The 13,509-nt window shown below is 71.4% G+C and carries 11 protein-coding genes; 9 read left to right on the forward strand and 2 right to left on the reverse strand.

Features of this window, described 5'->3' with window-relative positions:
- From GT042_RS35960 to GT042_RS35975, 4 genes are all read left to right on the forward strand, one after another.
- Positions 1-1,470: thioester reductase domain-containing protein (locus GT042_RS35960; RefSeq protein ID WP_161312872.1), on the forward strand; the 1,470-nt coding region annotated here is incomplete at its 5' end.
- 372 nt (positions 1,471-1,842) lie between these two features.
- Complete coding sequence (locus GT042_RS35965; RefSeq protein WP_161312873.1) at positions 1,843-3,606, forward strand: SpoIIE family protein phosphatase; 1,764 nt, start codon at positions 1,843-1,845, stop codon at positions 3,604-3,606.
- A 633-nt stretch (positions 3,607-4,239) separates the two neighbouring features.
- Positions 4,240-5,160: a DUF1996 domain-containing protein gene (locus tag GT042_RS35970; RefSeq protein WP_161312874.1), complete on the forward strand. Its 921-nt coding sequence runs from the start codon at positions 4,240-4,242 to the stop codon at positions 5,158-5,160.
- Positions 5,160-5,882 carry a DUF305 domain-containing protein gene (locus tag GT042_RS35975; protein ID WP_237531539.1) on the forward strand — a complete coding sequence of 241 codons (723 nt, stop codon included), beginning with the start codon at positions 5,160-5,162 and terminating at the stop codon, positions 5,880-5,882. Before GT042_RS35970 ends, GT042_RS35975 begins: the two co-directional genes overlap by 1 nt.
- A 178-nt stretch (positions 5,883-6,060) precedes the next feature.
- On the opposite strand, the gene GT042_RS35980 is transcribed toward GT042_RS35975, so the two are convergent.
- Entirely contained in the window at positions 6,061-7,083 is a 1,023-nt protein-coding gene (locus GT042_RS35980) for an alpha/beta hydrolase (RefSeq protein WP_161312876.1), read from the reverse strand.
- Positions 7,084-7,334: 251 nt separating this feature from the next.
- Here GT042_RS35980 and GT042_RS35985 point away from each other — a divergent pair, with 251 nt between their 5' ends.
- A complete protein-coding gene (locus GT042_RS35985) occupies positions 7,335-8,300 on the forward strand; it encodes an SDR family NAD(P)-dependent oxidoreductase (RefSeq protein WP_161312877.1) in 966 nt (321 codons plus the stop codon).
- 53 nt (positions 8,301-8,353) lie between these two features.
- On the opposite strand, the gene GT042_RS35990 is transcribed toward GT042_RS35985, so the two are convergent.
- Entirely contained in the window at positions 8,354-9,382 is a 1,029-nt protein-coding gene (locus GT042_RS35990; RefSeq protein WP_161312878.1) for a LacI family DNA-binding transcriptional regulator, read from the reverse strand.
- A 270-nt stretch (positions 9,383-9,652) separates the two neighbouring features.
- On the opposite strand from GT042_RS35990, the gene GT042_RS35995 reads away from it, so the two are divergent.
- The 4 genes from GT042_RS35995 to GT042_RS36010 form a co-directional block, all read left to right on the forward strand.
- Positions 9,653-10,960 (forward strand): extracellular solute-binding protein, encoded by a 1,308-nt coding sequence (locus tag GT042_RS35995; protein ID WP_161312879.1) that lies wholly within the window; start codon positions 9,653-9,655, stop codon positions 10,958-10,960.
- A gap of 112 nt (positions 10,961-11,072) precedes the next feature.
- Positions 11,073-12,044, forward strand: a complete 972-nt coding sequence (locus GT042_RS36000) for a sugar ABC transporter permease (protein ID WP_345944047.1) — start codon at positions 11,073-11,075, stop codon at positions 12,042-12,044.
- A gap of 18 nt (positions 12,045-12,062) precedes the next feature.
- Entirely contained in the window at positions 12,063-12,989 is a 927-nt protein-coding gene (locus GT042_RS36005) for a carbohydrate ABC transporter permease (protein WP_161312880.1), read from the forward strand.
- Positions 12,990-13,075: 86 nt separating this feature from the next.
- Positions 13,076-13,509: family 1 glycosylhydrolase (locus GT042_RS36010; RefSeq protein ID WP_161312881.1), on the forward strand; the 434-nt coding region annotated here is incomplete at its 3' end.

A 13,509-nucleotide genomic window follows, 5' to 3' on the forward strand; every position in this document is an offset into this window, starting at 1 on the left:
CCCGGCCCGGCGGTGACGGCCGGAGGCCGCGCCCCGCGCACCGACCGCGAGCGCGCCCTGTGCGAGGCGTTCGCGGAGACGCTCGGCGTGCCCGAGGTCGGCGTCACCGACGACTTCTTCGCCCTGGGCGGCCACTCCCTGCTGGCGGTGACCCTGGTCCAGCGGATCGAGGAACGGTGCGGTCACCGTGTCTCCCTGCGGGCCCTGTTCGCGGCGCCGACGGTCGAGGGCGTCGACCGCCTTCTGGGACGTACGGCGGACGACATGCGGGACGACCCCTCTGCCGGACCCGACCTGACCGCCGAGGTGCGCCTGGCCCCGGACATCACGGGCGCGGGCCGGGACGTTCTCCTCACGCCCCCCGTGCCGCTCTCCGGCCCCACCGCGCGGCCCCTGCTGACCGGCGCCTCGGGCTTCCTCGGCGCGTTCCTCCTGCGCGACCTCATCGAGACCACCGGCGGCCCGGTCGACTGTCTCGTACGGGCGGCGGACGAGCGGGACGCGGGGGACCGGCTGCGGGCCAACCTGGAGCGGTACGGCCTGTGGCGCCCCCGGTACGAGGCCCTGATCCGCCCCCTGCCCGGCGACCTCGCCGCGCCCGGCCTCGGCCTGTCGCCCGGGGACAGGACCGCCCTGGCCCGCCGCCTCGGCCCGGTCGTGCACAACGGCGCACGCGTCAACTTCGCCGCCCCGTACGGCGATCTGCGCGCCCCCAACGTCGGCGGCACCGAGGAACTGCTGCGCCTGCTCGCCGACTCCGCCTCACCCGGGATGCACTACATCTCGACCACCAGCGTGTACGCGCCGGCGCCCGGCCCCGAGCCCCTCACCATCACGGAGTCGACCCCGACGGGCCCCGCGTCCTCACTGCCCGACGGGTACGCGCGCAGCAAGTGGGTCGCGGAGGGACTGGTCGGCCTGGCCCGCGAACGGGGCCTGCCGGTGACCGTCTACCGCCCCGGCCGCATCAGCGGCGACACCACCACCGGCGCCTGCCAGGACCGGGACCTGCTGTGGCAGCTCATCAAGGGCTGCCTCCAGGCCGGAGCCGTACCGGACCTGCCGTACGGATCGACCGACTGGGTCCCCGTGGACCACGTCAGCGCGGCGGTGGTGGCGCTCTCCACGGCGGGCCAGACCGGCGCGGAGACGTACCACCTCACCAACCCGGACGCACCGGGCCTGGACCGTGTCTTCGAGGCCGCCGCCCGCCTCGGCCACGACCTGAGAACGGTCCCGGCCCCGGACTGGCAGTCCCTGATAGCGGCCCGACCCGACAACGCCGCCCAGCTCTTCCTGGGCGACGACCCCCACCCCCGCCCCGAGCCGGGCGACCACCGCCACTTCGACTCGGGCCAGACGACCAAGGCGGCGGCATCCCTGGGCGCCCACCAGCCGCCCCTGACGGACGAGGTACTCACCCGCTACCTGACCTACTTCCACGGAACGGGCTTCCTGCCCACCCCGTAGAGACTGACCCCCGCACCACACACCCCCGAGGGCGCGCCTGCCGGCCACGATCCCGGCAGGCGCCGCCCTCCCCCGGGACGAGGAAGGAGTGATGCTCCCGCCGGAGCGCACGTGCGGAACATCTCCTCGTCGCGCGCCGCTCGGACCATGTCTTTTCGGACACCCCGACCCTCCGCCGCCACCCGTACGTGCTCTTTCCCCCTGGACTCCGCGCGTGTCCCGTTCGGGGTCGCGTACGGTGATGGCAGCCGCTCCCGCCCTGGCGATCCGGCCCCGGTCCCAGGCCGTGAGATCCGGCTCGGCGATCGCCGCACAGCGCACCACATCGAGACCTCGACGCCGATGCCCGGCGCGCACCTTCTGGGAGAGAGCATGGCCGAAGGGGCCCCGGCACCGACCGGGACGACGGACGGGACGACCAACGGGACGGCGAACGGCGAGCTGCTGTCGGCGCTGTTCGCCCACGCCACCGCGGGGATGTACGCCGTGGACGCCGCCGACCGCGTCATCGCCTGCAATCCCTGGGCGGAACGGATCCTCGGTCACCGCCCCGGCGGGCTGATCGGTCTCGACGCGGAGCGAGTCCTGCACCCGTCGCACGACGACGCCAAACCGGGCGAGCGCGCCGTTCTGCTCCGCGCCGACGGCACCCCGCTCCCCGTGTGGTGGACGTCCGCGCCGCTCCCCGGGCAGCAGGGCACCGTGGTGATCTTCCACGACACCGGAGCCGAGGGGGAGCGCAACGAACGCCGCTCCGACCGCTACGCCCACAGCGAGATCGCCCGGGAACAGGCCGAATTCGACCTTGCGGAAGCGACCTGGCTCAGTGAACTGACCCTGGCCATGGTGAGCACGCTGGAGGCGGAGGAGGGGCTGGCGCGCCTGGCCCGGCTGCTGGTGCCCCGGCTCGCCGACGGGGCGGTGATCGACCTGATCGCCGACCACGGGCGGGTCCGCAGGACCGCGTGGACCCACCGGGAACCGGACCAGGTGCCCGCCGAGGTGCTGGAGGCGGACCCGCCGCTGTTCGGCGACGCCTCGACGGCCCCGCTGGCCAAGGTTCTGCGGGGCGGCCCCACCCAGCAGCTGAACGCCCCTTTCCGCGCGGCCCTGAACGGTACGGCCCCCTCCGTCCCCGTACCGGCACCGGCCGCCGCCGCGCCGGCCGAAGCCGCCCCCGCCGCCCCCGTACGTACCGACGCCCTGGGACGCGCCACCACCGCGATGCTGGCCGACCTCGGCGCCTCCGAGGCGCTCATCGTGCCGCTCCGCCTCCGCGACAGCACCTTCGGCGCGCTCACCCTCACCCGCTCCGCCACCACCCCGCCCTTCGACGACGCCGACCGGGTGCTGGCCGAGGAGGTCGCCCGCCGTACCGCCCTCGGGCTGGAGAACGCCCGGCTGCATGCCCAGCAGGCCGACATCGCCGCCACCCTCCAGCGCGCCCTCCTCACCGACCTGCCCCACGTCGAGACGCTGGAGCTGGCCGCGCACTACCAGCCGGCGGAGCACACCGCCGAGGTCGGCGGTGACTGGTACGACGCGTTCCTGCTGCCGGACGGTGATCTCGCCCTGGTCGTCGGCGACGTCACGGGACACGACATCCAGGCCGCCGCCCGGATGAGCGAACTGCGCAACATGCTGCGGGCGTTGGCCGTCGACCGGCCCGAGGAGGACCCGGGCAGCATCCTGCAGCGCCTCGACCGCGCCCAGGCGCACCTCCGGCTCGCCGACGCCGCCACGGTCGTGCTCGCCCGCCTGCGGGCGGGCAAGGACGGCGCCTGGCGGCTCAGTTGGTCCACCGCGGGCCATCCCCCGCCGCTGGTCGTCGCGGCGGACGGCACGACCCGCTACCTCGACGAGGCGCACGCCATGCTCATCGGTCTGCTGCCTGCCACCTCCCGGCCCACGGTCACCACCGAACTGCCCCCGGGCTCCACGCTCCTGCTGTACACGGACGGGCTGATCGAGTCGCGGACGCAGGACATCGACAGCGGACTGCGGCGTCTGCGCGGCCACGCTGCCGCCCATCACACCCAGCCGCTCGACCGGTTGTGCATCGATCTGGTCAGGCACCTGGGCGACACGCGGGACGACATCACGCTCATCGGGGCGCGGATTCCGCCCCGCGGCTGAGGCCGGCCCCGGAGGCGGTTCCGGAGGAGGTCCCGCGACCGATCCCGGTACCGGTGCCGGAATCGCTTCCGGAACCGGTACCGGACCCAGAAGCGGAATCTCATCGGCCGCCTGGATCGGAGGCCGGGAACGCGCCCGCCGGAACGCCGGAATTCGCTTGTCGAAGTGAGCCCCTGACGACGCGTCGGGACGTGTTCATCAAGTGAAGGACCGCAAAATTTTTCCCTGACCGGTCATGAGCGCGCCGCACGCCCCCGCCGACGACTCCGCGCCCCGGTTCCGCCCGCCCGGAAGAGGGTCCCGCCCGCCCCGCCGACGACCCCTCCCACCTGCGCGGACACCGCACCCCCCGTACCCCCGCCGGAACCCCCTCCGCAGGGAGAGCGCTCTCCCTGTCGGCCCGCGAACAGGACGTCCCAATGTCTCCTTTGTGTTAAATACCTGACGGGCCGTCAGTTCCGGAACTTGACGCAGCACCTTGACGACCCCTTTACGCAGCCCTAACGTCCGGCACTCAGGGGCACCGATACGGAACCCCTGGCCCCCCACCACCGGATTTTCCGTCCGGCCGATGCCCCGGCCCGCCGCCGGAGCGTGCCGAGCGAGGGATCCACGACTCCCTTTGGAGCGCCCATGAGATCAATGCGGTCCGAGAACGGCCGCCCCGTCCGCGGGGGACGCCGCAAGGCCCTTCTCGCGGGATTAATCGCGGCGTTGGCGGTCGCCGCCCAGCTCGTGCTCGGGCCCACCGGCGTCCCCCAGAAGGCAGCCGCCCAGCCGGCCGGCGCCCAGGTCGTGCGCGTGGCGGAGTTCCTCGCCGAATGTAATTTCAGCCACCGTCTGCCCGACGACCCCATCGTCGTCCCCGGCATCCCCGGCGGCTCGCACATGCACAGCTTCTTCGGGAGCCACGCGACGAACGCGTACACGAACCTCGGAGACCTCAAGACGGCGGCGACCACCTGCGACCCGCAGGTCGACCTCTCGTCGTACTGGGTGCCGACCCTGTTCGTGAACAACCAGCCCGTCGAGCCCACCGGCACGACGTTCTACTACCTGGGTGAGGGCGTGCGCGACGACGTCATCGCCCGTACCCAGCCCATCCCCGAAGGCCTCAAGATCGTGGCGGGCAACGCCAAGGCCACCGGTCCGAACGACAACACCCGGGCGCGCTGGTCCTGCCTGCACGCCGGACAGGTGAACCCGTCGACGGACTTCGTCAACTGCCCGGCCGGCACGATGCTGGAGTCGTACCTCGACTTCCCGCAGTGCTGGAACGGCAGGGACCTCGACTCGGCGGACCACAAGAGCCACATGTCCTACCCGGTCGACGGAACATGCCCGGCGAGCCACCCGGTGCCGGTTCCGAAGCTGCGTCAGGTCCTGCGGTACCCGGTGAACGGCAACCCGGCCGGCTTCAGACTGGCCTCCGGGCCCGGCTACACCATGCACGGCGACTTCTTCAACGCGTGGCCGGTCGCCGAGATGGACCGCCGGGTGCGGGACTGCATCCGGCCGATCATCAAGTGCGGCGCCAACGGAATTCCCTCGTGATGCCGCGGGGCGGCGGTCGGCCGCACCCCGGCGGACCGCCGTCCCGTCCCGGCTCCCGGCCGGACGGGCCCGGCCGGGGGTCCACGAGCGGAACGGCGCGGGGGACCGGCAGGACCGTACTGCCGGGGATCCTTCTGGTCCTCGCGGTCCTCGGACCGCTGGGCTGCGGTGCCTCGCCGGCACCGTCCGACACCGAACCCGTACGCACGGCCGCGGTGAAGGAGCAGGGCGGCCAGGCCGCTCCGGCGCCCTCCGCCTCCGCCGTCGCGGCGGGCGGATTCAACGAAACCGACCGGGGCTGGGCCCAGTTGATGGCGGCCATGGACGAGCGGACGCTGCTCCTGCTCGATCTCGTCGCCGACCGCGCGAGCGACGCGGAACTGGCGGACCTGGCCCGGAGCGCGAAGGTGACCCACCGGGCGGAACTCACCCGGCTCCGCACCATCCTCAGGAAGACGGGGGCGGACGGGGCCAATCCGCACGAGGGCCACGACATGAAGGGGATGGTGACCGACGACGAACTGCGGAAGATCAGCGCGAAGCGCGGTACGGCGTTCGACGACCTCTCCATGACCTACCTCCGTGAGCACCTGGAGCAGAGCGTGCTCGTCTCCCGGGGCGAACAGAGCGCGGGCGCCGCGGCGGAGGCGAGGAAACTCGCCGGAGAAGTGACGAAGCGGCGCACGGAACAGCTGGCGGCGCTGCGGCCGCTCGGCGGCTGACCTCCACGGAGGACCGCCGCTCCCGGGCCGGGAACCCCACGCCCCCAGGGCCTGCCACAGAGATCAGGCCCCCGCCCGGGAGCGGCCCGGCAGGACCCTGGGCCGAGCGTGGACAGGCAGGCGCGTGCGTCGGATCCGGATACGGAGACGTACGCCCGTCCGCCGTCACCGGCCCCGCTCACGGTACGTCGACGGCGGAGACGCCCTGGCCCGGCGTCCCGGGGACGTTCGTGCCCAGCGTCTCGGGCACGCTCGCGTACGGCAGCCCGTCCAGCGGGCGGTCCGTGCAGAAACGCGCCATGAGGTCCGCGAAATCGGCGATCCGCTCCACCGGCGCCAGATGGTCGGTCTCGTCGATGGTCAGGAACCGCGCCTCCGGGAGCTGCGCCGCCACCTCCCGCCCCATGGCCGGGGTGCAGAGGGTGTCGTGCTCGCCGGTCACCACCAGGCTCGGCACGGCCGGCACCGGCTCCGGGCGGTACCACTCGTGCCGCATCAACCGGGTGTTGTGCTCCGCCGACTTGCTCAGCTGTTCGGGATCCTGCCCGGCGATCTGCTGGTAGACGAGCCGCGACACCGCCGCGTGCTTGCGGACCCGGCCCGTGCCGGGCGGGGACATGAAGCGGTCCGCCAGCTCCCGCGCGATGGTCTCCGTCTCGCCCCGCTCGATCATCACGGCCCAACGCTCCATCGCCGCCGCGTAGTCCGCCGGGATCCGGGTCGTCATGCCGACCAGCAGCAGCCGCGCCACCAGATCCGGGTAGTGCTGGGCGAAGCGCAGCCCCACGGCGCCCCCGTAACAGGCGGCGACCAGGTTGACCCGCGGCACGTCCAGTTCCGTGAGGAGGTGCCGGACGGCCGCGGCGAGGAAGTCGACCCCGTACATGGCGGGAAGGAAGTCCGCGGTGCCGTACCCCGGCAGGTCCACCGTGATCACCTGCCCCACCGGACCGAGCCATTTCTCGTGCCGGACCCAGGAGTTGCGGTCCTGGGAGGACCCGCCCAGGACCAGCACGGGCTCCGTCAGCGGGTCGTCGTGGTGGACGATGCGGCACGTGTAGCGGAACCCGTCAAAGGTGAGATCCCGCTCCTCGACCCGGCCGGTCGTCCCGTCCGTGCGACCGTCGACCGCCTGCCCCGGGATCAGTGGGCGAGCACGGGGCGATTCCTGGTCCTGGGCGAGGACGGCGTCGATGGACATGGTGACTCCAGAGCTCCGGTACGGACAACAACGTCCCTGCCTAGCAGTTGGCCCGCCCCGACCGGACATCCCTGACCCGATCGTGGGCGGTTCGCGCCTCCCGGTCCGCTGGTCCATTCGACTCTCGCTCAGCCGGACCGGTACGGGGGGGCACCGGGCGGGACCCGCACCCCCGGCGCGCACTCCGGTTCGAGCCGGGGCGGTGGACGCCCACTTGACTTCGAGTGCGCTCCAATTCGTAGCCTCGGCGCATGACTACGCCTCAGCACAAGATCGGGTCCGGGTTCGGAGCCCGGAGCACCGCGCGGGAGGTCCTGCGGGGGATCGACCTCACCGGGAAGCTCGCGATCGTGACCGGTGGGTACTCCGGACTCGGCCTGGAGACCACCCGCGCCCTGGCCGGCGCCGGCGCCCACGTCGTCGTACCCGCCAGGAGGCCCGCCGCCGCGCGGGAGGCGCTGCACGGCATCGAGGGCACCGAGGTCGACGAACTGGACCTCGCCGACCTCGGCAGCGTGCGCGGCTTCGCGGAGCGGTTCCTGGCCTCGGACCGTGCCGTCGACCTGATCATCAACAGCGCGGCCGTCATGGCGAGTCCGGAGACGCGCGTCGGCCCCGGCTGGGAGATGCAGTTCGCGACGAACCACCTCGGCCACTTCGCCCTGGTCAACCGGCTCTGGCCCGCGCTCGTGCGCGGCCGGGCCCGGGTGGTCTCCGTCTCCTCGGCCGGCCACCGCAACTCGCCCGTCCGCTGGGACGACCTCCACTTCCGGCAGGAGTACGACAAGTGGCAGGCGTACGGCCAGGCGAAGACGGCCAACGCGCTGTTCGCCGTCCACCTCGACCAGCTGGGCAAGGAGTCCGGTGTGCGGGCCTTCTCCCTGCACCCGGGTGGGATCCTCACACCCCTCCAACGCCACCTCGCCCAGGAGGAGATGGTCGCCGCGGGCTGGATCGACAGCGACGGCAATGTGATCAACCCGGCGTTCAAGACACCCGAGCAGGGCGCGTCGACCCAGGTGTGGGCGGCGACCTCGCCGCTGCTCGCGGACCGGGGCGGGGTGTACTGCGAGGACTGCGACATCGCCGAGCCGGCCGGTGACGGCGAGTTCAAGGGAGGGGTACGGGACTACGCGACCGACCCCGAGCAGGCGGCCCGGCTGTGGGCGCTCTCGGCCGAACTGACCGGCGTCGACGCGTTCGTCACCACCGCCTGAGCGGCGACCCCGCCGGGGAGGGGCCGTACCCGACCGGGTGCGGCCCCTCCCCGTCAGGTGGTCCTGCGATGGGTGAGCGTCGTGGGAAGCGTGAGGTACTGCCGGGGCGCGGACGGATCGTTGATCTCCTCCAGCAGCAGCCGCGTGATGGCCCGCCCGATGTCCTCACTGGCCTGATTGACACTGGTCAGCGGCGGCACCGTGTGCCGCGCCACGATCGAGTCGTCGAAGCCGATGATCGCCACGTCCTCCGGGACCCGCCGCCCCCGCTCGCGCAGCTCGGTCAGCGCGCCCGCCGCCATCACGTCGGACGCGACGAAGACCGCGTCGAGCCCGGGGTGCCGGTCCAGCAGCTCGCCCATCGCGGCCCGGCCGCCCTCCTCGGTGAAGTCGGCGGACACCGCCAGCGACTCGTCCGGGGGAGTGCCGTGCTCGGTGTGGGCGTCACGCCACCCCTGGAGACGGCTCCGGCCGACATCCATGTCGAGCGGGCCCGCGACGGTGGCGACGGTGGTACGGCCCTGGCCGAGCAGATGCCGTACGGCCTGCGCCGCCCCGCCCACGTTGTCGGAGTGCACGTGGCTGAGCGACTCGTCCGGCGAGCGCCGGCCGGCCAGCACGGTCGGCATCTGCGTCTTCTCCAGGAACGCGACCAGCGGGTCGTCCTGGTGGACCGCGACCAGCAGGACACCGTCCACCCGCCGCGCCTCCACGAACCGCGTCAGCCGGTACAGCTCGCGCGGGTTCCGTACGAGAATCAGCAGCAACTGCATCTCCGTGTCGGCCAGTTCCGTGCTCACCCCCCGGATCACCGCGTTGAAGTACGGCTCCGCCGCCAGCCGGCTCTCCGACTCAGGTATCACCAGCGCGATGCTGTCGGTCCTGCTGGTGACCAGGCTGCGGGCGGCCGGATTGGGCACGTAGTTGAGCTCCGCGATCGCCGCCTCGACGGCCGTACGGGCCTTCGCGCTGACGCCGGGGGCGCCGTTCACGACCCGGGAGACCGTCCCCCTGCCGACGCCCGCCAGGGCGGCGACGGCTTCAAGAGTCGGCCTCTGACCTCGCGGGTTGCGGCTGCTCATCACGTCTCCTGACTCTCGCTCCGGTGGTGCGCCGAAGCGCTCACGTGGTGACTGTGCTCGGTGGTGCGGACGACGGGAAGTGGAGAGCCGGCGTCCGGACACATTCACGCAACGGAACCGACTTCGACTCTTGACACGGCCTGGCGTCTCCCGAGAGTCTTCCACAACCGTTTGGGAGCGCTCCCAGTTTATCCGGGAACAGCTCTCTGATCCAGTCGACCGTGAGCCGCAGCAGGCGCGCGCCTGGGCGCCGCTGCTAGGAGGAAGCACATGGGCACTGCCCGCAAGCGCTTCGGATCCACCCTCGTTTCCGCCACCGCCCTCGCGGTGTCGCTCGTCCTCGTCACCGGCTGCGGAAGCAGCGACGACGGCAAGGCGCGCACCAAGGACGGCAAGACCGTCATCAGCCTCGGACTCTTCGGGGTCATGGGCTACAAGGAGACCGATCTCCTGGACCGCTACATGAAGGAGAACCCCGACGTCACGATCGAGACCGACGTGGCCGGGGACGAGCAGACGTACTACACCGCGCTCCAGACGCACCTCGCCGCCGGCAGCGGTCTCAAGGACATCCAGGGCATAGAGATCGGCCGGGCGAAGGAACTGGTCGACACCCAGGCCGACAAGTTCGCCGACCTGTCGAAGACGGCCGGCCTGGACCACTTCCTGCCCTGGAAGCAGTCCCAGGTCAGCACCGGGGACGGCAAGATGATCGGCCTGGGCACGGACATCGGCCCGATGGCGGTCTGTTACCGCAAGGACCTGTTCGAGCAGGCCGGACTGCCCACCGACCGGGCGGAGGTGGCGAAGCTCTGGGACGGCGACTGGTCGAAGTACGTCGACGTCGGCCGGACGTTCAAGCAGGGGTCCAAGGACTCCAAGGTCGCCTACATGGACAGCTCCACCGGACTGTTCAACGCGATGATCTACGGCGACGAGAAGCAGTTCTACGACGAGGACGGCAAGCTGATCTACCAGGACAACCCGGTGGTGAAGGACGCATGGACGCTCGCCGCCGACGCGGCCACGTCGGGGCTGACCGCCAAGCTCCGCCAGTTCCAGCCCGGTTGGGACCCCGGTCTGGCGAACGGCACCTTCGCCACGACCGTCTGCCCGGCCTGGATGCTCGCCCACATCAGCGAGAAGGCCGGCCCCGCGAACAAGGGCAAGTGGGACGTCGCCAAGGCGCCCAAGGGCGCCAACTGGGGCGGTTCGTTCCTCGGCGTGATGGAGGACAGCCCCGTCAAGAAGGAGGCGGAGAAGCTCGTCGCCTGGCTGACCGCGCCCGAGCAGCAGGCGTACATCTTCGAGAAGCTCGGCAACTTCCCCTCCTCGAAGACGGCGCTCGACATGCCCGCCGTGGCGAAGGGCACCTCCCCGTACTTCAGTGACGCCCCGATCGGCCAGATCTTCGGTGACGCGGCGAAGGAGATCCCGGCGAAGCAGGTGCTGGGACGGAAGGACGGCACGATCAAGGACACGTTCTCGCTGGGCCTGCAACTGATCGAGGCGCAGGGCAAGAGCCCGGACGACGCGTGGAAGACGACGGACGAACGGATCCAGAAGCTCACCCGCTGACCCGGCGCGCCGGCCGCCGGACGGGCCGAACAGTCCCGTCCGGCGGCGGCCGATCCCCCGTCCGCCCCACCACCCCACCACCCCACGGAAGGAAGCCCGCGTGGCCACCTCCATCGATTCCCGGCAGTCGCGGCGCAACATCCTCCACCGCCTGGACCTCGGAGCGGTGCCGTACGCCTTCATCGCCCCGTTCTTCCTGATCTTCGGCGCCTTCGGCCTCTACCCGCTGCTCTACACCTTCTGGATCTCGCTCCACCGCGTCGAGCTCTCCTCGCTGGACACCATGGAATGGCGAGGTCTCGCCAACTTCACCGAGCTGTTCGAGGACGACCGCTTCTGGAACGCGCTCAGCAACACCTTCACCATCGGGGTCATCTCCACCGTCCCGCAACTGCTCATGGCCCTCGGCCTGGCCCACCTGCTGAACTACCGCCTGCGCGGCTCGGTGTTCTTCCGGGTCGCCGTCCTGACCCCGTACGCGACCTCCGTCGCCGCCGCCGCACTCGTCTTCACCATGCTCTTCGAACGCGACTTCGGCATGATCAACTGGGTGCTCGGGTTCTTCGGGGTCGACAACCTCGACTGGGAGAGCCAGAAGTGGCCCGCCCAGTTCGCCATCTCCACCATCGTGATCTGGCGCTGGACCGGCTACAACGCGCTGCTCTACCTCGCCGCGATGCAGGCGATCCCCAAGGACCTGTACGAGGCCGCCGCCATCGACGGCGCCTCCCGCTGGCAGCAGTTCCGTACCGTCACCGTCCCGGGGATCAGCGCCACGATCGTCTTCACCATCGTGCTCTCGACCATCGGCGCGACCCAGCTCTTCGGCGAACCGCTCATCTTCGGCCAGGGCCCCAACGGCATCAGCGGCGGCGCCGACAACCAGTACCAGACGCTGGGCCTGCTGCTCTACGAAGAGGGCTGGAAGAACTACCAGATGGGCCGGGCCTCGGCCATCGCCTGGGCGATGTTCCTCATCCTGATCCTGATCTTCGTCCTCCAGCGTGTCCTCGCGCGCGTCCTGTCCCGTACCCCACGGCCCGTCAGAGCGCCCCGCCGCGCCCGCCCGTCCCGTACCTCCTGACCAGGGAGCAACAGCCCCATGACCACCGACATCGCACCGGTCCTGGCGGACGCGCACGGCCGGACCACCCCCACCGCACCCGACCGGCGGAACAGGTTCCGCCGCGTCCTGCGCCCGGGCGCGGGACGCCAGCACCATGCCGGACCCCTCGCCTACGTCCTGCTCGGACTCGCCGCGCTGGTCTCCCTCTTCCCCCTCTACTGGACGATGGTGGCGGCCTCCACCGACAACACCCGGGTGTCGCAGACCCCGCCGCCGTTCCTGCCCGGACCCAACCTGTTCAAGAACCTCGCCACCGCCTGGCAGGACGCCGCGCTCGGCAAGGCGATGCTCAACAGCCTGATCGTCGCCGGGGTGATCGCCCTGTCGACCGTCTTCTTCGCCACGCTGGCCGGCTTCGCGTTCGCGAAGCTTCGCTTCAAGGGCCGTAACATCCTGCTGTTGCTGGTCATCGGCACGATGTTGGTGCCCCCGCAGCTCGGAGTCGTACCGCTGTTCATGATGATGGCCGACCTCGGCTGGGGGCAGTCGCTGCCCTCCGTGATCTTCCCGACCCTGGTCAGCGCGGTCGGTGTGTTCTTCATGCGGCAGTACCTGACGGAGGCGCTGCCGGACGAACTCATCGAGGCGGGACGCCTGGACGGCGCCCACTCGCTGCGCATCTTCTGGAGCATCGTCCTGCCGATCGCCAGGCCGCCGATGGCCGTGCTCTTCATGATCACGTTCGTGCACGCCTGGAACGACTTCTTCTGGCCCTTCATCGCGCTCGACATGACCAACCCGACCGTCCCCGTCGCCCTGACCCAGCTCAGCGCGGGCTACGTACGGGACCAGTCGGTGATCATGGCGGGCGCGCTGCTCGGCACGCTGCCGCTGCTGGCGATGTTCCTCGTCTTCGGCCGCCAGATAGTCGGCGGCATCATGCAGGGCGCGGTCAAGGGCTGAGGACGCCCCGGCCCGACGCGCCCGAACGCGCGACCCCTCCCCATTGTTCGACCTGTCTCTCCTCTCACCCACGCGGAAGGACCCTTGTGGCCACCTCAGCACCCACCACCGGGCGAGCCCTGGAAACGGCGGCTCCCCTGACCTTCCCGGCCGGTTTCCTCTGGGGCACCGCCACCGCCGCCTACCAGATCGAGGGCGCCGCGCAGGACGACGGCCGCACGCCCTCCATCTGGGACGTCTACTCCCGTACGCCGGGGAAGGTGCGCAACGGCGACACCGGTGACGTCGCCACCGACCACTACCACCGCTGGCGCGAGGACATCGCGATCATGGCCGACCTCGGGGTCGGCGCCTACCGCTTCTCGGTGTCCTGGCCGCGTGTCCAGCCGGGCGGCCGGGGCCCCGCCTCGGCGAAGGGGCTGGACTTCTACCGCCGGCTGGCCGACGGACTCCTGGACAAGGGGATCCGGCCCGTCGTCACGCTCTACCACTGGGACCTCCCGCAGGAGCTGGAGGACGC

Origin of the sequence: Streptomyces sp. SID3212 (assembly GCF_009865405.1) — a bacterium.
Taxonomy (GTDB): domain Bacteria; phylum Actinomycetota; class Actinomycetes; order Streptomycetales; family Streptomycetaceae; genus Streptomyces.

Bases quoted from the DNA above. Each gene is read 5' to 3' on its own strand.
- GT042_RS35995 (WP_161312879.1), top strand. From the start codon at position 9,653: ATGGGCACTGCCCGCAAGCGCTTCGGATCCACCCTCGTTTCCGCCACC.
- GT042_RS35975 (WP_237531539.1), top strand. From the start codon at position 5,160: ATGCCGCGGGGCGGCGGTCGGCCGCACCCCGGCGGACCGCCGTCCCGT.
- GT042_RS35990 (WP_161312878.1), bottom strand. From the start codon at position 9,382: ATGAGCAGCCGCAACCCGCGAGGTCAGAGGCCGACTCTTGAAGCCGTC.
- GT042_RS35980 (WP_161312876.1), bottom strand. From the start codon at position 7,083: ATGTCCATCGACGCCGTCCTCGCCCAGGACCAGGAATCGCCCCGTGCT.
- GT042_RS36005 (WP_161312880.1), top strand. From the start codon at position 12,063: ATGACCACCGACATCGCACCGGTCCTGGCGGACGCGCACGGCCGGACC.
- GT042_RS35965 (WP_161312873.1), top strand. From the start codon at position 1,843: ATGGCCGAAGGGGCCCCGGCACCGACCGGGACGACGGACGGGACGACC.
- GT042_RS35970 (WP_161312874.1), top strand. From the start codon at position 4,240: ATGAGATCAATGCGGTCCGAGAACGGCCGCCCCGTCCGCGGGGGACGC.
- GT042_RS35985 (WP_161312877.1), top strand. From the start codon at position 7,335: ATGACTACGCCTCAGCACAAGATCGGGTCCGGGTTCGGAGCCCGGAGC.